The sequence below is a fragment of the Azospirillum thermophilum genome (assembly GCF_003130795.1).
Classification (GTDB): domain Bacteria; phylum Pseudomonadota; class Alphaproteobacteria; order Azospirillales; family Azospirillaceae; genus Azospirillum; species Azospirillum thermophilum.
The window spans coordinates 351,037-369,818 of sequence record NZ_CP029352.1; the positions used below are offsets into that span (position 1 = coordinate 351,037).

The window sequence follows — 18,782 nt, forward strand, 5'->3', positions numbered from 1 at the left end:
TCAGGCGGTCGGGTACACCGCCGGGTGGCCCTTCACGACCACGGCCGAGATACCGGTGCCGGTGCCGTGGGTGCCGGAGAAGTCGGCCAGCAGCTTCAGGTACCGCCTGCCGCCGACGTAGCCGATCTTCGTCACGTCCGACGCGGCCTTGGCCGCCGTCAGTGCCTTGACGATGCCGTTGCTGACCGAAGTCACGCCCAGCAGGTCCGACGCCGTGACGTTGGTGTAGGTCGTGTCGTCGTCGCTGTGGGTCAGCACGAACTCGATCTTGTTCGAGTTGGTGAAGGTGATGCCACCGGCCCCGATCGACATGACGATGGTGGCGGCGTTGAAGCCGGCGAGGTCGATGCTGGCCGGGGTAGTGTCGGCCGTGTAGACGCTCGGCGCGATCGCTTCCACGACCGCGACGTTGCTGTACATATCGCGCATGGGTGGCCCTCCTAGGCCATGGGGAAGGAGCGCGGCGAGGACTGGCCCCGCCGCCGCAGGATCAGGCGACCTTCAGGAACTTGATGGCCTCGTAGTTCTGCACACCGCCGGCCACGCGCTTGGTGGTGTAGAACAGGACGTTCGGCTTGCTGGTGTAGGGGTCGCGCAGCACGCGGACGCCGACCCGGTCCAGGATCAGGTAGCCACGCTTGAAGTCGCCGAACGCGATCGGGAACTTGTTGGCCGCGATCGCCGGCATGTTGTCGTCGGTCTGGACCGGCTTGCCCAGCATCGTCGGCAGCTCGGCCGCGGCGGTCGGAGCCGCCCACAGGTAGTTGCCGTCGCCATCCTTGAACTTGCGGACGGTGCCCATCACCGCATCGGACATCAGCCACGCCGCGCCGTTCCGGTAGCCGGCCTTCAGCGCGTAGTAGAGGTCGATCAGGGCGTCGGCACCGTTGTGGGTGCCGTCCGTCAGGCCGCCGGACACGCCGGAGGCGATGAAACCGATCTTGCCCCAGGCATAGTTGGCGTTCGCCACCGTGTCGTAGGCCAGCAGACCCTTGGGCTTCTTGTTGCCGTCGCCCGCGATGAAGGCGGCGCCCTCCTGCTCGGAAAAGGCGATCGACACCTCGTCGGCCAGCCACGCCTCGATGTCCATGTCGCCGTCGTCGAGCATGGTCTGGGTCGCCGCCGGCTGGGCATACAGCTCCATGGCAGTGAACTCCAGGCCGCCCAGGCGCGGGGTGCTGGTCTCGGGGCGGGCATCGTTCTCGCCGACCCAGCCGGCGGAGGCGCCGCCCATGTTCACCAGCTTCTTGTAGGTCGGGGCCCCCATCCGGCGAACGGTCGCCAGCGAGCGCATGGCCGACATGGTGCCGAGCACGCGATCGATGCCGGCCTCCATTTCCTCCGGAACCACATAGCCGCCATCCGGGTCGCTCTGGGTGGTGAGCTTCGCCTTCACCTCCAGCTCGCGCAGGCCCGCCTCGGTGCCCTTGCGGAAGAAGCGGCCGAAGGCGTTCTTGTGCTCGGCCTTCGCCGGATCGGCCTTGCCGGCACCGCCAAGCTGGCCGGCGGCCATCTTGACGTTCAGCTCGTCGAGCGCCTTCTGGAGGCCGGTGATCTCGGTGTTGATGCGGTCCACCTTCTCGGCCTGTACAACGTCGCCGAGGCCCTTGCGGATGTCGGAGATCTGCTTGTCGTTCTCGGCCTTGAACGCTTCGAAGGCGCTCTTGATCTGGTTTACCAGCGCGACGGGGTTATCGGCGTCCGCGCGCACGGCCGCGATGCCGCTGAAACGCGGCCTCAGAGCATGGTTCATTCTGATCCCTCTCAGGGCTTGATGGTGATGAGCAGGTCCGCCAGGGAGGCGGTCAGGAGGCCAGCGCGCGGCGTGGCAGTACCGGCAGCGTCGTGCGTACCGGAGGCCTCGCGAAGCATGGCGCGCCGCTCGGACCGCGGCACCCCCTGCTTGGCGAGAAGAGCGTCGATTCGGCGCCGGGCCGCGATCTCGGGACGGAGCGAGGCAGACACCGCAGGTTCCGGCATGTCCTCCACCACGTCGGCGAAGCCCTTGGCGACGGCGTCTCCCGCGCCCAGCCAGGTCTCGGCGTCCATCATGGCCGCCACGTCCTCGCGCTTCTGACCGGTCCGGGCGGCGTAGATGTCAGCCATGGCCGCGTCGAAGGGCTCCAGAACGTCGGCGGCGGCGCGCATGTCATGCCTGTTGCCGATCGCGACCGCCCAGGCATTGTGGATCATCAGGAACGACCCGGCGCCCATGCGGATCTCGTCGCCGGCCATGGCGATCACGGAGGCAGCCGAGGCGGCGTAGCCCATGACCTTCACCGTCACCTTGGCGGGATGCTCGCGGAGCAGGTTGAAGATCGCCAGCCCCTCGAAGAAGTCGCCGCCGGGCGAGTTGACGTTGACCGTCACGTCCTTTTTGCCGATGGCGCGCAGGGCGCCCGCCATCCGCTTCGCCGTCCAGCCGCCGCCGGTCCATGCGTCCTCGCCGATCACATCGTAGAGGCTGATCGTCGACGGATCATCGGCCTCCGCCGCCATCGGCCCGCCCGACCAGCGGGCAAGCGCGTCACTCGGCGCATCCCAGGACAGGCCGTCCGGCCGGTCGAATGCCTTCACCTCAGGCAGGCTGCGCAGGCTCATTGCCCGATCCTCCTTCGCTCGCCGGGGGCGCCTTGCGGCCATATCCGGGCTGCAGTTTCGAAGCGTCACCGCTCTGGCGCGGCAGTTCGGACAGGTCGCGGACCTCGTCCACCATCATCCAGGGATCGTGCCCGCCGGCGCCGAGTGCCTTGGCGAAGAACTCGGCCTGATCCTTCGGCGTGCCGCGGAGCAGCGCCTTCTCGTTGAACTTGGCGTAGTAGCCGTCGCGCTCGCTCTCGGTGAGCAGGACGCGGCTGACCTCCTCCTCCCAGGCCTTGAACCAGGGGGCGAGGCCGTACTGGATGAAGAAGAGGCCGAGCTGCGCAATGCCGGTGCCCCAAGAGGTTTCATCCAGCATCAGCAGCGGGCGGGGCACGTCGAAGGCCCGCGCAACCTCCTCGATCTGATGGCGGCGGTTCTCCAGGTGCTGGCTCTCGACGGAGGTCTGAGCCATCTTCTCGGCCTTCAGCCCCTCCTCGAAAACCGGCCATTTCTGGCTGTTCTCCGAGCCGGTATAGTCGGACATCTGCTCCTTGAGGCGATCGATGGCGTCCTTTGACAGGCGGCCCGTGGTGGTGAGGTAACCGCCCAGCATCATGCCGTTCTTGAACAGCCGTGATGCCGCCTGCTCGGCCCTGAGCGCCAGCCCGATGGCTTCGCGCGCCAGTTTCACCCGGCTGACGCCCTCCAGCCCATCCAGAGACATGTCGCGCAGGTGGAACATCTCGGCGGCCGGTATGGTCATCACGCCGCCATCCATGCGGGTGTAGCGGTACTCCACTGTCCAGTCGTCGTTCTGCTTCGCCTCCACTCGCGAAGGCTCCAGCGGGAACAGTCGGACGATCCGGCCGCGCGACCGAACCGGGTAGGCGTAGGCGCTGCCGTGGAGCAGCGCCCGCGCCTGCATGGTCGACTTGAAGGTGAATGGGGTCTGCCAGTCGTTTGGCGTCTTCATCAGGATGCGGTAGAGCGGGTGGTCGACCGCCTTCTCCACCGCGTCGCCGGCCTTGAAGAGCTGCAGCGGCAGCATGCCGATCGTCTTGGAGATGACCGAGACGCAACGCAGCACCGCGGCATTCCGCAGGGCCGTGTTGGCGTTCACCACAGCGCCGGACTGCGTCTCGCCGCCGGCGACGCCGGCGCCGCGCATGAAGTCCTTCAACGCCGGATCATCCAGGCTGTCGAAGACCTGGGCCATCGCCCCCATCGCCTGGGCGACAGCGTCGGCTTCGCGGGCCTTCTGCCCGCGCCCGAACATGCCGAAGAATGCCATATCGCCTCACACGAAAAGGATGCCGCGCGCCTCATAGACCGAAGGTCCGCCGCCCACCTGCGCCTCTGCCGCGCCGATGGCCATGCACAAGGCTACGATGCCGTCGATCCGGCCCGTGCTCTTGCGCTTTTCCCATTTCTTATTGCCCGCCGGGTCGGTCTCCAGGACCGCTGACGCGCTGTTCCAGTTCAGGACCGGGTTGACCAGCACCCGCAGCCGGCCTTGCATGATGGCCTGCTCCAGCAGGTCCACCGACCGCGGCATCCACAGCAGCTTGTCCGAGTTGCCGCCGCCGTAGCCCTGCCCGTGCCGCATCAGGCATAAGCCCGAGCCTTCCCGGCTGTTCGGTCCATCCCACACCCAGCTATCGACGCCGACCTCATCCAGCTCGCGCACGAACTCATCGACGCGCCACTGGTCATAGGCGAGCGCCTTCACGTCGTGCTGGCCGTTCAGTTCGGCGACCTTGCGGGCCGCATAGCCGTAGTCGATCGCCCGGCCCGGCAGCGCGGTCAGGAAGCCCCGCGGATCGTTCGCCCAGGTCTGGTACGGCACCTTGTCCTGGCGCGCCCGCTCCTCCAGCGTGTCGAGCGGCGTCCAGAACCAGACCGCCGCATCAAGCGTGCCGTCCTCCGCCTTCCAAACCATCGCCAAGGCCGTCAGGTCGCGCTTGGACGATAGGTCCAAGGCCATGTATGCAGGGCGCCCGCGCAGATCGTCCAGATCGAACGAGGCTTGGCAGGACTCCCATAGGTCGCTGCCGATCCAATGATCCGCTGCGTCCGTCCATTGGCAGAAGTTCAGCCGGCGGACGATGCCCTCCTTGGCCGGCATACCGCGCGCCTGCGTGACCTGCTCCCGCAGGTACTTCGGCCCGAAGGTGATGCCATAGGACGGGTTGGCCTTCGGCCAGCACGCCTCGTCCTTGAACGGGTCGTCCTCATCGTCCAAGCCGGCGACGAAGCCGAAGAACGCGTCGTCCTCGATCTGCCCGGCGGCCACCTTGGCGGCGTAGTCGTGGTAGTCGTAGCAGACCGACGTGCGGTCGGTGCCGCTGTTCGTAATCATGAAGATCAGCGCTTGCCGGCGGCCCTTGGTGCCGGCGCGCATCATCTCCACGACTTGGCCGTTCTTGTGCTCGTGGATCTCGTCCAGCAGGGCGCAGTGCGGGCGCGGCCCCGACTGTCCATCGTCCGAGCTGATCGGGCGGAAGAAGCTGCCGTTCTGGAGGTAGGCGAGGTTCCAGACGTTCAGCCCGGTTCCCGACTTGGTGATGCGCTTCGTCAGCTCCGGCGATTGGTTGACCATCGACACGGCGTCGCGGAAGAGGATCATTGCCTGATCCTTCTTCGTCGCGGCGGCATAGACTTCGGCGCGGGGCTCGCCGTCCGCCATCAGCATGTACAAGCCGATGCCAGCGGCCAGCGGCGACTTTCCGGAACCCTTCCCCGTCTCGACGTAGCCGACACGGAACCGCCGATAGCCGTCCGCCCCCTTCCAGCCGAACAGGCTGCCCAGGATGAACGCCTGCCACTCCAGCACCTCGAACGGCTTGCCCTCATGTTCGCCGCCGTTCAGCCGCAGGATGTCGCGGAAGAACCCCAGCACCCGGTCAACCGCCGCCGTGTCCCATTTCAGACCGCGCTTGCTGCCGTCCTTCAGGTCCCGAAGGTGGCGGGCGCACGCCGCCCTGATGTGCGGCCCGGCGACGATCTCCCCACGGTCCACCGCCATCGCATAGGCGGTCGGGCGGTCAACCGAAGTAGCTTTGGAGCGGGTCGGCTTCTTGCTCGCCATCGGCAACCTTCACCTTCGACCGCGCCGCCGGGGTGAGCCCGAATTCGACGAGGTAGCTTTTGAACCGCCGGTCGGCGTCCGCCAACATCGCCACCTCGGGGCGCGCCCGGTACATGACGCTGCCGGCTTCGTTCCGGGTTTCGTAGGTCCGCCCCACTTCGGCAATCACCTCCTGGCACTCCAGGATCTCGCCGTAGATCTCGCACAGCCGCTCCAGCGCGTAGGCATCCGCCTCGGTCAGCACGCCCATCCGATCCAGCAGGACCGTCAAGCGCCCCCAGGTCAGGCGGGCCCCATCGCTCAAATGGTCGGGCGGGCTCGGCAACGTGCGCCGCGGCTGCGGTTCCTGCTTGTTGATGCCCCGCTTCCCGGGGTTGCCCTTGACCAGCTTCAGGTGCGTCGGCGTGGGCCTTCGTCCTGCCATGGCCTTTTTCCTTCCATTTCGCGGATGTGCGCAGAACTGCCCTGACCGGTAGCGCCACCCTGAGGCCCTGAACTTTCAGACGCCCCCCCGGGGGGGCCTCACCCGGCGCGCCTCCACGGGTGGTTCGGGTCGAGCGGGCGGCCGGAGGCGTCGCACCCCTTGACGATCAGCCGACCACCGTTGCTCCGGCGGCCACTGGCGCCTTCCTTGACGCTCCGATCGTGATGGCCACAGAGGGTCCGCAGGTTGGACAGCACGTCCTTGTCGGTCGGGCCAGTGGCGCCGCGGGGGCGCGTGTCGATGTGGTCGACGTGCAGGTCATGCGTCGGTGTCGGGCAGCCCTTGACGACGCAGCGGTAACCGTCCCGCTTCAGCGCTTTAGCCCGCAGGGCATACCAGAAGGGCGAGTGGTAGAACGGGTTACCCGGCATCAGCGTCGCCCCAGGCTCTGCCGCAGCGCCTCGACCGTGCCGACCATGCGGCCGGTCACGTCGGCGGGGAGGTCGAGCAGGTCGACCTCTCGGCGCATCGGCGCGGGCTCCCAGTCGGCCAGCTCCTCGTCCGTCTCAGGCAGGCGGGCGCGGCGGGTGACGGTGACGCGGCGCAGCTCGTCGTCGGTGGTGCAGGGCTCGCAGTCGGTCATTGCTCCTGTCCTCCCGGCACCTTGACGCCGGCCTTCTGCGCGACGGCCGCGATGATCATCCCGAGCGCCTGCGGTCCGAGCCAGCCCAGGACCGACGCGACCGCCCAGACGACCGGCTGCGCGAGGTCGAGGTACGACCCGATGCCGCCGCCGACGATCCCCATGCCCATGACGGTGGGCAGCTCGTACAGCAGATGCGCCGAGAGGAGGCGGCGCTCCCCACGCTGAGCGAGTTGCGAATGACGCATGAGAACCCCCACGAGCGCGGATAACGCCGGGCCGATCAGGCCCGACGCGGCAGCAGCAAGGTCGGGCGACGGATCAGCGGGCATCGCAGACTCCAATGACTAAACCCGCCACGGCACGGTGCCGGGCGGGCAATAAAATACGAACGCTGTTCGCTTTTTCCGTTGACTGACGAACTCTGTTCGTCTATTGTCTCTTTGTGGACGGGGGCGGGGTGGAGCCCACCCCCGGGACCACAAACCACCAGAAGGATACAGAGATGCTGAACCGGCTCCTGACCCTTCTGGTCCTGATCCTCGAAGTCATCAAGCGGCTGCTTGACCTTCTTGGCTAAGGGCTAGACCGGGGGGCGGCGGTCCAAACGTCGCCCCCAAGGTCCAGCGCAGATGATAGGACGATTGCCATGACGCCGCAAGATTTCAAGAACTGGCGTGCCCGGATGGACTTGACCCAGAAGGCCGCCGCCGACGCGCTCGGAACCACGGTCCGGGCAGTACAGATGTGGGAGGCCGGCGACCGGCCGATCAGCCGCACCATTGCTCTTGCCTGCGCCGCTATCTCGGCCGGGCTGAAGCCAATCGGCGACCCAGAATGACGAAACCCGCCGCGGCGTCACCGGGCGGGTGGTTATTTTCCATTGCGGCTGCCGTGGAGGTGCCTTCAGGCTCCACCACGGCGGGAGGTCCAAACGCTTAACCTCAGAGACCACGAATACGCCTCGTGCCGCGTGGTGTCAACCCCAAGACGTACGAGATTCACTCCGCCGCGACGATGCCCATGGGCACCTTGACCGCCGTCTGGCGACCGAACAGGCTCAGCAGCACGCGGACACGGCTTCCCTCGTCCCCCCCTCGAACAAGCCCTCGAAGCCCGCAAAAGGCCCCTCCAGCACCCGCACGGTCTGGCCAGGCAGGAACCGCGGCACAGGATCGCGAGGCACCAAGTCCGCGATACCGCCATCCGCCCGCAGACGGGACACCACGGCCCCCAGCACGTCGGGGCGCAGGATCAGCGGACGGCGTCGGGCGTCGATGACCGGATGCTGCACGCCCGGTACGAAGCGCAGGGCGTGAGCCTCGTGGCTCCTGTCGGCCCCGGCGAACACGTATCGGCCGAACAGGGATCGCTCGACCTCGACGCGCTCTCCCTTCCGCACGACCAGTTCCCGGCACATCGGGCGGAGCGCCTGCCACCCGCGAGCCTGGAGTGCCTTCACCGCCATCGGGCCGGACTGAGCCAGCGGCTTCACGACGACGACGTGCCAGCGACGGCCGGTGAGGTCGATCTCGTCCAGGGGCGTGCCGGTGCTATGGGTGGTGGAGGTGGTGGTGCAGGCGGTGCTCATGGACCTCTCCGGCCGTAACGGTCCGTAACGGACGCTGTTTCGGCTAAGTGGTTGATAAGACAGCCCTGTAACCATGTAACATATGTAACAGATATAGATATATATATAGGAGGGTCTCTCTATGTGGGTCTCTCTCTATATATATCTCTCGATCCGCTGGTTTTTCGTTACCTCGTTACAAAGGCCATTTTTCCGTTTCAAATCAGTCTCTTAAGGCGTAACGACTGGCTAGTTACCGGGCGTCACACCAAGGAAACTCGACACATCTTTGATTTTACTGCATTTCTTCGTTTCACACATTTCCACACCATGTAACTAGTAGTTTGTTACAAGCCGCATGTAACGGCCGTCTGTTACGTACAAGCTATTGATCTAGCTTCAGTATTTCAGACAACGGGACGCCGACGGCTCGCTTGACCAGAGAACCAAACCGCATTGGTTTCTGCGTAGTTTTGACGGCCCCATTCACGCGACCGAGTTGTGTTTCCCACGCCGCCGCCCAGGGCGTCTCCTTGAACAACGAGGCCATCCGGCTGTGCGCGCGGGCCACCCACAGCATCCCGGCGTCGCGGGCTACCCGCATGCCGAGGTGGAGGAGGTGCATCTCGGCGACATCCGGAGCGACGCCATCGACGGATGGGCCGTCGAGCTTGCCGGTGTAGTCCGGGGCGCCGCCGGCCGCTGCAGCGATGAGGGACGCTACCGGCCGCTCGAAGGCGGGGCCGGAACCGGGCTGCACGCGCACCATCTGCTCCAGCAGGTGGTCGAGCGCCCGGGTCTGGTCTGGCGCCGTCTCGTCCTCGGCGGCCCGACGCGCCCAAGCCCGCTCGTCGAGGAAGCGGCGCGCCTCGTCGATGCTGAGTACCTTGGATGAGAACAGGCTGTGAAATCCGGCCAAAACGCCGCCTAGCGTGTCGCCGTGCCGCTGGGAGCCGAACCGCTCGGCCACGGCGCGGGAGAATGTGTGGGAGTTGGCGCGGATCACCCCGAGCAGGGAGAGCGTGCGGGCCAGCAGGCCGCCGCACCATTCCGGCGTCAGCGTGTCGGAGACGAGGCGCTGCAGGGCGGCGAACTGTTCCGCGGCGGCCAGGGCACCCTCCTCCGATAGGTTTCCGCGCCCGGCCAGCGAGAACACGATGGTGCGAGATTCGTCGGCGGCTTGCTGCAGGGCGAGGTTGATGCTGGAAAAGAGGAAGCTGCTACGGATCGAGAAGGTCTGCGCCCGTCCGGACTGCGTCCCCTTGGCGATCGGCGCCGCATCCTCGCTGCTGGCTTGGCGGGCGAGATCGAGGATGAGCTGGACCCGCTCGCGATCGCGCTGGTTCTGCGTCTCCGCCTCATCGAAGATGACGGGCCGGCCATCGGCGCCGAGGAGCTGCCGGACACCGGCCTCGGTCGTCTTCGACGACACCCGCAGTGCAATGGTTCCGATGACGGCGCGGGCGACGTTGTCGAGCAGCCACGTCTTGCCGGAACCCTTCTCGCCGGTCAGCCAGCCGTGTGCGCGCCACGACATCGCCCCGCACACGGGCGCCACGACAAGAAAGCCGGCGAACAGGGGGGCGAGCGATGGGTCTTCCCAGCGGGCCAGCTTGCAGATGTCGAAGAGCTGTTTCGCCTCCGCGGCAGCCAGCGGCTCGGCGAGCCGGATAGCGCGGGCCGGCGCCCGCTCATAGAGGAAATAGGACCGGAAATCGCGGATATCGGTCGGGACGCCATCCACGATCAGGCCGTCTCCAAGATGTAGGACCGCCCGGCCCTCGTCCCACCAAGCTCCGCGGCCGCGGGCACGGTCGGGGTCGTAGATGCCGACGGCGTGGGCCTGCGCGATGAGGTGGTTCGCCGCGGCCGTGCCGTCGAAGCCTGATTTCGCCGGGTATCTGGCCTGCCAGAAGTCGGCAGGGGCCAGCTCCATGAGGCAGGCGATCTCCCGCAGGTCGCGGCTGGCGAGGTCGACGATCTGGCCGCCGGCGCGCCGGATGAAGAAGTAGCGGCGCCGGTTGTAGCCGAGAACCCGGTACGGCAGATCGTCGTCATAGTCGGGCGGCGGCGGGACATCGTCATTGGTGCCGCTGGGCGGCGTGACCGGTGCGGGGTCATGGACTGGGCCGGCTGCCGCCGGCATCTCCCGCCGCAGCAAGCGGCACGCCGAGGAGACGGCCCTGGCCCGCTCCTCGGCGGTGGGCGCGTCCAGGGACGCCAGCACGGCGTCCAGCGTGGCCACCGCGACGCGATCGGCGCCGGCGGCGTAGAGGGCCTGCCCGACATCGGGATCGGTGGCGACGAGCTTGCGGCCGGGCGCCGGGACGCGCGACCAGTCGAAGTCGGGTCGCCCGGCCAGCACGGCGACTCCTGGGAGGGCCGCAGCGATCCGTGAACGCGCCTCGGTATCAGTGGTGACGATGACGCGGGTGGCATCGGCGATGCCGGCAAGCCCGATCGGTGGGTTACGCATGCACGGTCTCCGCCGGGGCGCCGCCGGTTAGCGCGCCGGGCTCCCCGATGACGAATGGTGTCCGCGCGAGCTGACGCAGCCGGGTCTTGAGGAGGCGGCCGACGTCCGGGCTGGCCGGTTCGACGCGCCGGCACCGTGCGAAGACGTCGCGGGGATCGACGCGAGACCAGTCCAGCACGCAGGCGGCGTCGCCTCCGGCGCGCAGCCAGTCCAGGGGTGTGGCGACGAGTTGGACCGGCGCTCCGCTCTCAGCGCAGGCCTCGACATGATCCTCGCCCAGCAGGTCGGCCAGCCCGGAGCGCAGCCACCAACGGCCGGGCTGAGCGAGGTTGAAAGCGACGAGGTCCCAGACCTCCGCCCACATGCCGGTGTCCGGATCGGACGCACCGACCGGCACGACGAACGCCTTGACGATCTCGGTGCCGGGCGGTTGCGGTCCATCGCTCACCGGCTCGAACGCGCCGGACAGCCCGTCGGCACCGGCATCGGCCCAGACCTGCGACCATCCGACGAGGCGGCGGGCCGGGTAAGTCTGGGGTTCAGCCGGTACCGGCTCCAGGCAGCCGCCGACCATCCGCCAACCGGTGTCCGAGGTGTGCGCGGCATCGACGCGCAGCACACCAGCCTGGGCGAGGAAGTCGCGGTGACGGGCGCCGATGCGCGCCGACGCAGTGGCGAATTCGCTGATGAGCCACGTCATGACGACACCTGCCCAGGCCCAGCCGCCAGCAATGCCGCAGCCTCTTCCGGCGACCGGGCGATGCCGGCGATCCCGCCCATGCGCTGGACCATGGCGACGAAGGCACGCTGCGCGTCGGTCGGGCGGCCGCGCGGCGCCTTGACCTCGATGGCGGTGAAGACGGCGAGGCGGCGCCCGATCATATCCGGGGTGACGGTGATGCTGGTCAGGCCGATGAGGTCTGGGCTGCCTGGCGCCAGCCCATAGACGACGCGGCTGCCGTCAGGATAGACCGCGACGCCGACGTTGTTGCGGAACAGCCGGACGCTGTCCCTGGCGCCCAGCGCCAGCAGGATGCGGCGGAGGATCGGGGATTCGGTCATGACAGGATACTCGGCAGTTCCGGTTGCGGCGCAGTCGAAGATCGAAGGGCGGCAGTCCTGGCAATGCCCAGCAACACGTCGCGGAATGGCTGTGGCGTTGCTGCGCGGATCTTCGCCTTGTCCTTGCCACCGATCATCGCGACCATGCCGATCCGGCGGGCCTTGGCGTAGCCATGCAGCTCGACGGCGCGGGGATGTAGGCGCTGCTCTCCCTTGGTCCAGATCAGGTCCGGGAGGTCCACCCCGCGGGCGTAAAGCCACGTCGGCTTGTTGGCGACGTGGCCGTAATGCCCCTGCTCAACGTAGCAGGTCCAGCCGCCGAAATTGTCCGCCGGCACCCACCCGGCGCCGATAGCCGGCTCGCGCAAGCCGAAGAACGACCAGGCGCGCGACGCGGCCGGGTGTTCCAGCACACCTCCGAAGTTGCGCACTGCCGTCAGCGCCGAGGCGAAGCACCCGCCGTCGGCGCCAAGCCGGAACTGGTGCGGCTTTCGCGTGCTGCCGTGCCAGAATCGTCCCCACCTTTGGCATGGCGGGTGCGCTACGACCGGGTGCGGCCCGTCGTACCGGCGCGCGTCCCGCACCTCGTCCCACGGGTCCACGCCAGGGAGGCCGTAGTAGGCGCCGTTTGTCTCGACATAGAGGGCGGCTACGATGGGCTCGATCATCCCGCGGCCCTCCGCGCCCCGTAGCCGTAGAGCCGTTCCTGATGCTCGATCAGCCCGTCAAGCCGGCCATGGCCTCCGCCTCTTCCGCGGAATCGCAGCTGGTGCTCCACCCATCCCGGTTTATAGCCACGCTCGGCCGCGATCCGCTCCAGGTCCTCGCGGGTCCTGGCCTGCTCGACCTCGGCGCGACGGGCGGCTTTCTCGGCTTCCTTGGCGGCAGTCAGGGTGTCCCGGTCCACCGGCCTCAGCTCTCCATCCACCTCCTCCGGCGTCCGACCCTCCGGCTCGTAGATGTATCCGCAGGCCGGGCAGGCCGGCGCCGGGCGGTGTGCGGCGAAGCACTCTGGGCACTGCTTGACCGGGGGCGAAGCGACCTCGTCCTTGGCCCTGTTGCGTTTCGCGCGCCCGTCCAGGCTCCACTCCCGGTCGTCATCCGGCATGCCGTGGCGCAGCACGTTGCCGACGTGGTCCAGGATCAGGGCACGGTCCTTCCCGGGAGCAGGGCGCAGGGCGCGGCCGACCTGCTGCAGGAACATGGACAGGCTCTGCGTGGGTCGCAACAGGATGGCGGCCTCGACCGCCGGGACGTCGAAACCCTCGGAGATCAGGGCGCAGTTGGTCAGCGCGCGGATTTCGCCCCGGCTGAACGCGGTGATGACGCGCGTCCTCTCGTCCGGGTCAGCCTCACCGTCGAGGTGCGTGGCCGGGATGCCGGCAGCACGGAACTCGGCGGCGACGTGCTGGCTGTGCGCGATGGAGCAGCAGAACGCCACTGCCCTGGCACCAGGGGCCAGAGACCGGTAATGCCCGACCACCGACCCCGTGATGGCCGGCTTGTCCAGCTTGGTCGCAGCCTCGTCGGTCGCGAAGTCGCCGGCCCTGGTGTGGATGCCGGACAGGTCCGCTCCGATCGGCGGCGCGTAGACGACCGGCTGGACGAGGTGTCGGCGCCGGATCAGGTCGGCGATCGTCGGACCCTCGACCAGTGCGTCGAAGATGCCGCCGCAGCCGGCGCCGAGGCCCTTCCCGTCCAGACGCTCCGGCGTAGCGGTGACGCCCAGCCAGCGGGTATCGACCAGCGCGGCGCAGACGCGGAGGTATTGCGCAGCCGAGGCATGGTGCGCCTCGTCCAGCACAATCAGGTCCGGTGCCCACAGCGAAGACCGCCTCCCGTTGGCCGGGAAGTAGAGCCGGCCGGACCGGGCGTCACGGAGCAGTCCGCGCCGCACCCAGCGGTCGAGCGTCTGGATCGTGATGATCTGGATGGGCGCAGATATGTCGGGCGTGAACCCGCTGTGCAGGACACCGGCCCGGATCCCGTATTCGCGGAACTTCTCCGCGGTCTGGGACAGCAGGACCAGCGACGGAACGACGAACCATGCGATCCGACCGCGCCTGGCGACGCCGTCCGCGATGGCGCCGGAAACCGCCGTCTTGCCGCCGCCGGTGGGCAGGACAGCCAGCGGCGCGCGGGCGCCGGCGGAGATGGATGCGCGAAGGGCCGCGACGAGATCGGCTTGGTAGTCTCGGAGGGTAAGGGTCATTGGGGTCATCCCCCGTCACTCCGCGGCCAGCAGGTCGAACAGCGACCCATAGGCGACCTGCCGCGACGCCTCGTCGAGGAAATGGCACGCCTGCCCGTAGTAGGTCGGATGCAGCTCGGTGCCGATGAACTTCCGGCCCATCGACAGAGCCGCGACTCCCTCTGAGCCGATCCCGGTGTAGGGGCTGAAAACGACCTCGCCCGGATTGGTCCACAGCTCGATGGCGCGTTTCGTGATGTTCAGCGGCATCGGGCAGAGGTGCCGCTCGGCGTCCGGGTCGCGCGCCACCTCGACATTGAGGACGTCCGTCGCCGGCAGGTCGCCGTCGCCGCGGCCGGGGTCCTGAAGGTTCCAGACCAGCGACCCGACGGCGCGGCGCGGGTCGCCATAGGTCAGCGCCACCGACGCATCGTCCGTCCGCCACACTGGACCGGCGAGGTCCTGCCAGCGTTCCAGCGGCACCTCCGCCTTGGGGTGCAGGACCGGCTTGACCAGCGCCTTCTCGCCCGGCCTCGCCCAGCGCCGGTAGACCATCAGATATTCGGGCATACCGACGCGGCAGAACGAGGCGTCTCCCTGAAAGGTCTTCCACAGCAGGCCGTGTGGGTTTGCCTTGGCGCGCTCCAGGACCGGATCACGGTGGATCGTGATCCGGCAATGGAAGGTGAACCCCTCCTCCAGGTGGACGCGGGTGCATCCGTCCGAGAATGCGCGCAGTCCTGCAGATCCGTCGGCGCTGCTGTTCTGGTAGTAGACGAGGTCCTTGACGTGAATCGCGCAGAGCCGGCCCGGCCGCGTGACCCGGTACAGCTCGCGGACCAAGAACCGGTAATGGTCGAAGAACTCCTCGTCCGTGACGCAGTTGCCGTGATCGGCGGCGCTCTCGCTGTAGACGTAGAGGTTGGAGAACGGCGGCGAGAACACCGACAGGTCGACGCTGGCGTCGGGCATGGCTTGGGCGAAGGTGACGCAGTCGGCGTTGTAGATCGACCAGTCGGCGCCGTGCGCTTGGTCGAGGACGAGCGGATCACGCATGGCGACAATCTCCCGCGCCGGCGCCGCGCAGCCACACCGGAAGCTCTGGTCGGACCGTCGGCGCGTAGCTATGCTTGATGGTTCGGTGGTCGGCGGCGCGCTGCATGGCATCGGCCATGGCCGCCTTCATGGATTCGTGCTCGCCGGACTTCCGGCGGAGGGCCTCGCGCGGGGCAGCTTCGGTCTCGGCGTAGGCTAGATAGACGTTTACCGGTCGCTTCTGACCGAAGCGCCAGTTCCGGCGGACGGCCTGATAGAACTGCTCATAGCTGTAGCTGCAGCCGACGAACGCGGCATGGGCGACGTGCTGCCAGTTCAGCCCGAACCCGGCGATGCGCGGCTTCGTCACCAGCACCCGAATGTCGCCGCGGCTGAAGGCCTCCAGCCGCTCCTCCTTCATCTCTGGCGACATGGAACCCCGCACCTCGACGGCATCGGGGATGGCCGCCATCAGCGCATCCGCCTCGTAGTCGGTATCGCACCAGACGTTCCAGGGCTCGGCGCGCAGGTCCATGACGGGCTCGGCGATCGCCCTGGCCCGCGCCTCGGCCGTCCGGCGCTTCTCGGCGTGCAAAGCGGTGGAGCTGGTTCCGGGAATACGGAGCAATCGGAGCTGGCCGTCACGGTCCTGGCCGGCGTCGGTGGAGGTATCCACCCTCACCAGCAGGTCATGCATGACGAGGTCCGGCATCTCATAACCGGCGTCGCTGTAGCCGAGGTCGGACGGGCGGGACGCGCAGCGCGCCCAGCTCGCCACCCAGGACCAGAACGGGCGGACGCCGTGCTTCTTCAGCCGGTAACGACCCATCTGCTTCTGATCGGCGACGAACCAGCGGGACAGCATCTCGTTGCTGTCCATCACGCCCAGGAACTGGCTGTGCTGCCCCAACTCGGTATGGTCGTTCGGGGCCGGCGTCGCGGTGAAAGCGGCCCGCCAGTTCAGCGCGGCGCTGAACTGCATCAGCTTGCGTGTCGTGACGCCCGAGAACGACTTCAGGATGGACGATTCATCCAGGAAGACGCCGCCCAGGGCATCCGGGCTGAAGAGGTGCATCCTCTCGTAGTTGGTCAGGTTGACTCCCGGACGGATATCGTCCTGGCAACGCACGACGCGGACATCCTGGATACCGGCGGCCTCGGCCTCTCGGACGTGCTGTGGCCCCACGGCCAGCGGGACGAACCCAAGCACCGGCAGACCGGTGACCTCAGCGACGACGCGTGCCCAGGCGAGTTGAATGCGGGTCTTGCCCAGCCCGGTGTCCAGGAAGCCGGCGCCGCATCCGGACTGCAGCAGGAAGGCGGTGACGTCGCGCTGGAGGTCCGACAGGGAGCTGGGCAGGGGCGGTACAGTGTCGAGGCCGCGCTGCGGAGCGGTAACGGCCTTGCGCGCCAGCATATCAACGTATGCGTCGCCCATCACCCGACTCTCCAGACCCGCACTCCGCCTTCGACGCGGCGCATGGTGAACTTGAAGCCGGTCCGGTAAGTCGCCGCTACGACGCGGCCACCGAAGGCGTTGGCGCTGGGGACGCCGGCGGCCAGGAAGCTGTCGCCGATCTCCATGTCGCCGAACGGCCACTTCGTGCGCATGCGCGGCTCCGGTGTCGGCACTCCGCGGTCGATGGTGACGGGCAGGGAGGAGGGCGCGCGGCCGGCAGCGCTGGACCGTCCAGCGGCAACGCGGACACGCGGCCTCGGTCCTGCACCGCGGATCGGGCAGTGAATGACAATAGCCTTACCGGCCGGGGCGACGCGATTGGTAATCGGGGGCTGCATTGGAGCCTCTCGCATTGGTGTTTCTGGCTGAAAATGGAAAAACGCAAAATATTATTGTGATAGATCCGTGTATTGAATTTCGGTAACTTCGGTTATTGAGCTGAAACAATACTCGGAAGTATTATAGCTCTGTAGCCGTATATTTGTTGCCACCTATACGATTGCTTCGTCACCGTATTCGCATGATCAAGACTGCTACATACGAACGGCGCAATCGCCGGTGCGCATCGAAGGTGGTGGGTATCGCCTCGTCAGAGGTGCCGGTGCCCCACCGATGCGCGCTGGGCGTGGGGTGGCGCGATTTCGTAGGATTGACAGGCGTGGGATGGTGGGGGGCGTGTGCCCCGTCCTGGGGTGACGGCGAACGGCGAGCACATCATGCTGAGGGCGAGCATCGATTAGGCCCGTGCTCTGGCGGAAAAGGTCGAGTGGACGGAGCGGGACCTGGAGCGCTCCAGGTCGCTGAGGAACTGACGGAGACCGCGTTTGCTGAAGCTCCCATCTTCGGCGCCGAGCATAGCTGCGGCCGGAACTCCATCCCGGGAAAACCGCGCCTCGATCCGGCCGTCGCCGGTGGGATCGAAATGCGTCACGGTCAGGCCGTACTGGGTGACGAACGACTCCAGGTCGGCGCGGGAGGTGATGCGGGGATATTCCTCTCGGCAACGCTCCAGAAACCGCATCTGGTGCTCCACCCAGCCCGGCGCGTAGCCGCGATCCTTGGCGATGCGTTCGAGGTCCTCGTGGGTCCGTGCCGGACGGGCCTCGGAGCGCCGGTCGGCGCCGAACAGCCGGCGCAGGAACGCGGCGATGAGATTGCTCATGGGGTTTCTCCTCTACGGCGACGGACGCGAAGGAAATCCTCGGCCCGAACGGCCCCGTCGGTTGCCTCCTCGATGCGTTCAATGATCTCGGGGCGCGGGAAGCGAATACCGCGCTCATAGCGGCTCATTGCCACTTCGGTCACGCCAACCGCCGCCGCCAATCCGGCCAGCGTGATCGACTTGGCGTCTCGGTATTCCTTGAGTTCCATGCACCGACACTAACCGCAGCGGTAATTCATGTCAACCGAAACGGTAAATGACTTTCCTTACCATTCCGGTAAGCTCGCTGGCATGAATATGCTGCGACAAATCCGAGAGGCGCGAGGGCTGACTCAGAAAGAGTTGGCGGAGCGCCTTCATACAACCGATGTCTCCGTTTCTCGATACGAGAAAGAAGACAGTCGGTTAAACTTGCCGCTTCTCCGAAAAATCTCTGAAGTTCTGGATTGCAGTATCGGAGAGTTAATTGGCGAAAGGCCGCTCTCTGATACCAAGATCGCAACGCTTGACATCCCTGGTGTCCAGAAGGGTGCCGCAAATCTGAAAATCCGCGCTGATCGGAGCGCGCATCCCGTGCATCCAGCTTCTCCAGTCCCGGAGATCGATGTCCGTGCCGGCATGGGGGCTGGTGGTGAGGCGCTGCTGGAGTTCCGGCCGGATGGCAACGGCGGCCTGATGGAGATGGACGCGGTTACGGCTCTCTGGGAGCTGCCGCCGGATTACTTGCACCGTGAGCTGCGGGTGCGCCCCGGCGCGGCCCGGATCATTGAGGTGCAGGGCGATTCGATGGAGCCCCTGCTACAGTCCGGCGATCGCGTGATGGTCAACCTCCTCGACCGCGCCCCCTCGCCGCCTGGCGTGTTCGCGGTCTGGGACGGGATCGGCGTAGTGGTGAAGCGCCTGGAGTTCATCCCGAACAGCGATCCGCCCTGCATCGTCATCAGTTCGGACAACCAGAAGCACCGGACCTACGAGCGCACGGCCGACGAGGTGAACATCATCGGCCGCGTGGTGTGGTTCGCCCGGCGCATGTAGGCGGTCAGCCCAAGACTTGACTCTCGACGCCTCGAACGAGAACATAATGCGAAC

Annotated in this window: 22 protein-coding genes; 2 read left to right on the forward strand and 20 right to left on the reverse strand. The window is 67.2% G+C overall.

Going from position 1 to position 18,782, the window contains the following annotated elements; all coding sequences use genetic code 11:
- The 9 genes from DEW08_RS01515 to DEW08_RS01555 all read right to left on the reverse strand — a co-directional run bounded on the left by DEW08_RS01515 (nucleotide 1) and on the right by DEW08_RS01555 (nucleotide 7,070).
- Complete coding sequence (locus DEW08_RS01515) at nucleotides 1-429, reverse strand: hypothetical protein (protein WP_109323870.1); 429 nt, start codon at nucleotides 427-429, stop codon at nucleotides 1-3.
- A 61-nt stretch (nucleotides 430-490) separates the two neighbouring features.
- Nucleotides 491-1,753 (reverse strand): phage major capsid protein, encoded by a 1,263-nt coding sequence (locus DEW08_RS01520; RefSeq protein WP_109323871.1) that lies wholly within the window; start codon nucleotides 1,751-1,753, stop codon nucleotides 491-493.
- 11 nt (nucleotides 1,754-1,764) lie between these two features.
- Nucleotides 1,765-2,601 carry a head maturation protease, ClpP-related gene (locus tag DEW08_RS01525; protein WP_109323872.1) on the reverse strand — a complete coding sequence of 279 codons (837 nt, stop codon included), beginning with the start codon at nucleotides 2,599-2,601 and terminating at the stop codon, nucleotides 1,765-1,767.
- Nucleotides 2,579-3,874 carry a phage portal protein gene (locus DEW08_RS01530; protein WP_211107092.1) on the reverse strand — a complete coding sequence of 432 codons (1,296 nt, stop codon included), beginning with the start codon at nucleotides 3,872-3,874 and terminating at the stop codon, nucleotides 2,579-2,581. The genes DEW08_RS01525 and DEW08_RS01530 overlap by 23 nt, the downstream gene beginning before the upstream one ends.
- Before the next feature lie 6 nt (nucleotides 3,875-3,880).
- Nucleotides 3,881-5,671 (reverse strand): terminase large subunit, encoded by a 1,791-nt coding sequence (locus DEW08_RS01535; RefSeq protein WP_109323873.1) that lies wholly within the window; start codon nucleotides 5,669-5,671, stop codon nucleotides 3,881-3,883.
- A complete protein-coding gene (locus DEW08_RS01540; protein WP_109323874.1) occupies nucleotides 5,628-6,095 on the reverse strand; it encodes a phage terminase small subunit P27 family in 468 nt (155 codons plus the stop codon). The genes DEW08_RS01535 and DEW08_RS01540 overlap by 44 nt, the downstream gene beginning before the upstream one ends.
- Nucleotides 6,096-6,193: 98 nt before the next feature.
- Complete coding sequence (locus tag DEW08_RS01545) at nucleotides 6,194-6,526, reverse strand: HNH endonuclease (protein WP_109323875.1); 333 nt, start codon at nucleotides 6,524-6,526, stop codon at nucleotides 6,194-6,196.
- Nucleotides 6,526-6,738 carry a hypothetical protein gene (locus DEW08_RS01550; protein WP_109323876.1) on the reverse strand — a complete coding sequence of 71 codons (213 nt, stop codon included), beginning with the start codon at nucleotides 6,736-6,738 and terminating at the stop codon, nucleotides 6,526-6,528. The genes DEW08_RS01545 and DEW08_RS01550 overlap by 1 nt, the downstream gene beginning before the upstream one ends.
- Nucleotides 6,735-7,070 carry a phage holin family protein gene (locus tag DEW08_RS01555; RefSeq protein WP_109323878.1) on the reverse strand — a complete coding sequence of 112 codons (336 nt, stop codon included), beginning with the start codon at nucleotides 7,068-7,070 and terminating at the stop codon, nucleotides 6,735-6,737. Before DEW08_RS01555 ends, DEW08_RS01550 begins: the two co-directional genes overlap by 4 nt.
- Nucleotides 7,071-7,387: 317 nt before the next feature.
- On the opposite strand from DEW08_RS01555, the gene DEW08_RS01560 reads away from it, so the two are divergent.
- Nucleotides 7,388-7,579 (forward strand): helix-turn-helix domain-containing protein, encoded by a 192-nt coding sequence (locus DEW08_RS01560; RefSeq protein ID WP_109323881.1) that lies wholly within the window; start codon nucleotides 7,388-7,390, stop codon nucleotides 7,577-7,579.
- A gap of 219 nt (nucleotides 7,580-7,798) precedes the next feature.
- Here the strand turns inward: DEW08_RS01560 and nusG are convergent, their stop codons facing one another.
- The 11 genes from nusG to DEW08_RS01610 form a co-directional block, all read right to left on the reverse strand.
- Nucleotides 7,799-8,329, reverse strand: a complete 531-nt coding sequence (gene nusG, locus DEW08_RS01565; protein ID WP_109323882.1) for a transcription termination/antitermination protein NusG — start codon at nucleotides 8,327-8,329, stop codon at nucleotides 7,799-7,801.
- A 364-nt stretch (nucleotides 8,330-8,693) separates the two neighbouring features.
- The gene (locus tag DEW08_RS01570) at nucleotides 8,694-10,784 is read right to left on the reverse strand and encodes a hypothetical protein (protein ID WP_109323883.1); all 2,091 of its coding nucleotides are present in this window, start codon (nucleotides 10,782-10,784) and stop codon (nucleotides 8,694-8,696) included.
- Nucleotides 10,777-11,484 carry a hypothetical protein gene (locus tag DEW08_RS30585; protein ID WP_146214612.1) on the reverse strand — a complete coding sequence of 236 codons (708 nt, stop codon included), beginning with the start codon at nucleotides 11,482-11,484 and terminating at the stop codon, nucleotides 10,777-10,779. The genes DEW08_RS01570 and DEW08_RS30585 overlap by 8 nt, the downstream gene beginning before the upstream one ends.
- Nucleotides 11,481-11,846 (reverse strand): VRR-NUC domain-containing protein, encoded by a 366-nt coding sequence (locus DEW08_RS01580; RefSeq protein WP_109323885.1) that lies wholly within the window; start codon nucleotides 11,844-11,846, stop codon nucleotides 11,481-11,483. Before DEW08_RS01580 ends, DEW08_RS30585 begins: the two co-directional genes overlap by 4 nt.
- Nucleotides 11,843-12,514 (reverse strand): hypothetical protein, encoded by a 672-nt coding sequence (locus tag DEW08_RS01585; protein WP_211107094.1) that lies wholly within the window; start codon nucleotides 12,512-12,514, stop codon nucleotides 11,843-11,845. Before DEW08_RS01585 ends, DEW08_RS01580 begins: the two co-directional genes overlap by 4 nt.
- Nucleotides 12,511-14,058 carry a DEAD/DEAH box helicase gene (locus DEW08_RS01590; RefSeq protein ID WP_168220228.1) on the reverse strand — a complete coding sequence of 516 codons (1,548 nt, stop codon included), beginning with the start codon at nucleotides 14,056-14,058 and terminating at the stop codon, nucleotides 12,511-12,513. Before DEW08_RS01590 ends, DEW08_RS01585 begins: the two co-directional genes overlap by 4 nt.
- 15 nt (nucleotides 14,059-14,073) lie before the next feature.
- Nucleotides 14,074-15,093 (reverse strand): DNA-methyltransferase, encoded by a 1,020-nt coding sequence (locus DEW08_RS01595; protein WP_109323887.1) that lies wholly within the window; start codon nucleotides 15,091-15,093, stop codon nucleotides 14,074-14,076.
- Nucleotides 15,086-16,510 carry a DEAD/DEAH box helicase gene (locus tag DEW08_RS01600; protein ID WP_109323888.1) on the reverse strand — a complete coding sequence of 475 codons (1,425 nt, stop codon included), beginning with the start codon at nucleotides 16,508-16,510 and terminating at the stop codon, nucleotides 15,086-15,088. Before DEW08_RS01600 ends, DEW08_RS01595 begins: the two co-directional genes overlap by 8 nt.
- A complete protein-coding gene (locus DEW08_RS30960) occupies nucleotides 16,510-16,683 on the reverse strand; it encodes a hypothetical protein (protein WP_168220229.1) in 174 nt (57 codons plus the stop codon). Before DEW08_RS30960 ends, DEW08_RS01600 begins: the two co-directional genes overlap by 1 nt.
- Before the next feature lie 584 nt (nucleotides 16,684-17,267).
- The gene (locus DEW08_RS01605; protein ID WP_109323889.1) at nucleotides 17,268-17,693 is read right to left on the reverse strand and encodes a hypothetical protein; all 426 of its coding nucleotides are present in this window, start codon (nucleotides 17,691-17,693) and stop codon (nucleotides 17,268-17,270) included.
- Nucleotides 17,690-17,902, reverse strand: coding sequence for a helix-turn-helix domain-containing protein (locus DEW08_RS01610; protein WP_109323890.1), 213 nt, complete (start codon nucleotides 17,900-17,902; stop codon nucleotides 17,690-17,692). Before DEW08_RS01610 ends, DEW08_RS01605 begins: the two co-directional genes overlap by 4 nt.
- A gap of 28 nt (nucleotides 17,903-17,930) precedes the next feature.
- On the opposite strand from DEW08_RS01610, the gene DEW08_RS01615 reads away from it, so the two are divergent.
- The gene (locus tag DEW08_RS01615; protein WP_109323892.1) at nucleotides 17,931-18,728 is read left to right on the forward strand and encodes an XRE family transcriptional regulator; all 798 of its coding nucleotides are present in this window, start codon (nucleotides 17,931-17,933) and stop codon (nucleotides 18,726-18,728) included.
- The last annotated feature ends 54 nt before the right edge of the window (nucleotides 18,729-18,782 follow it).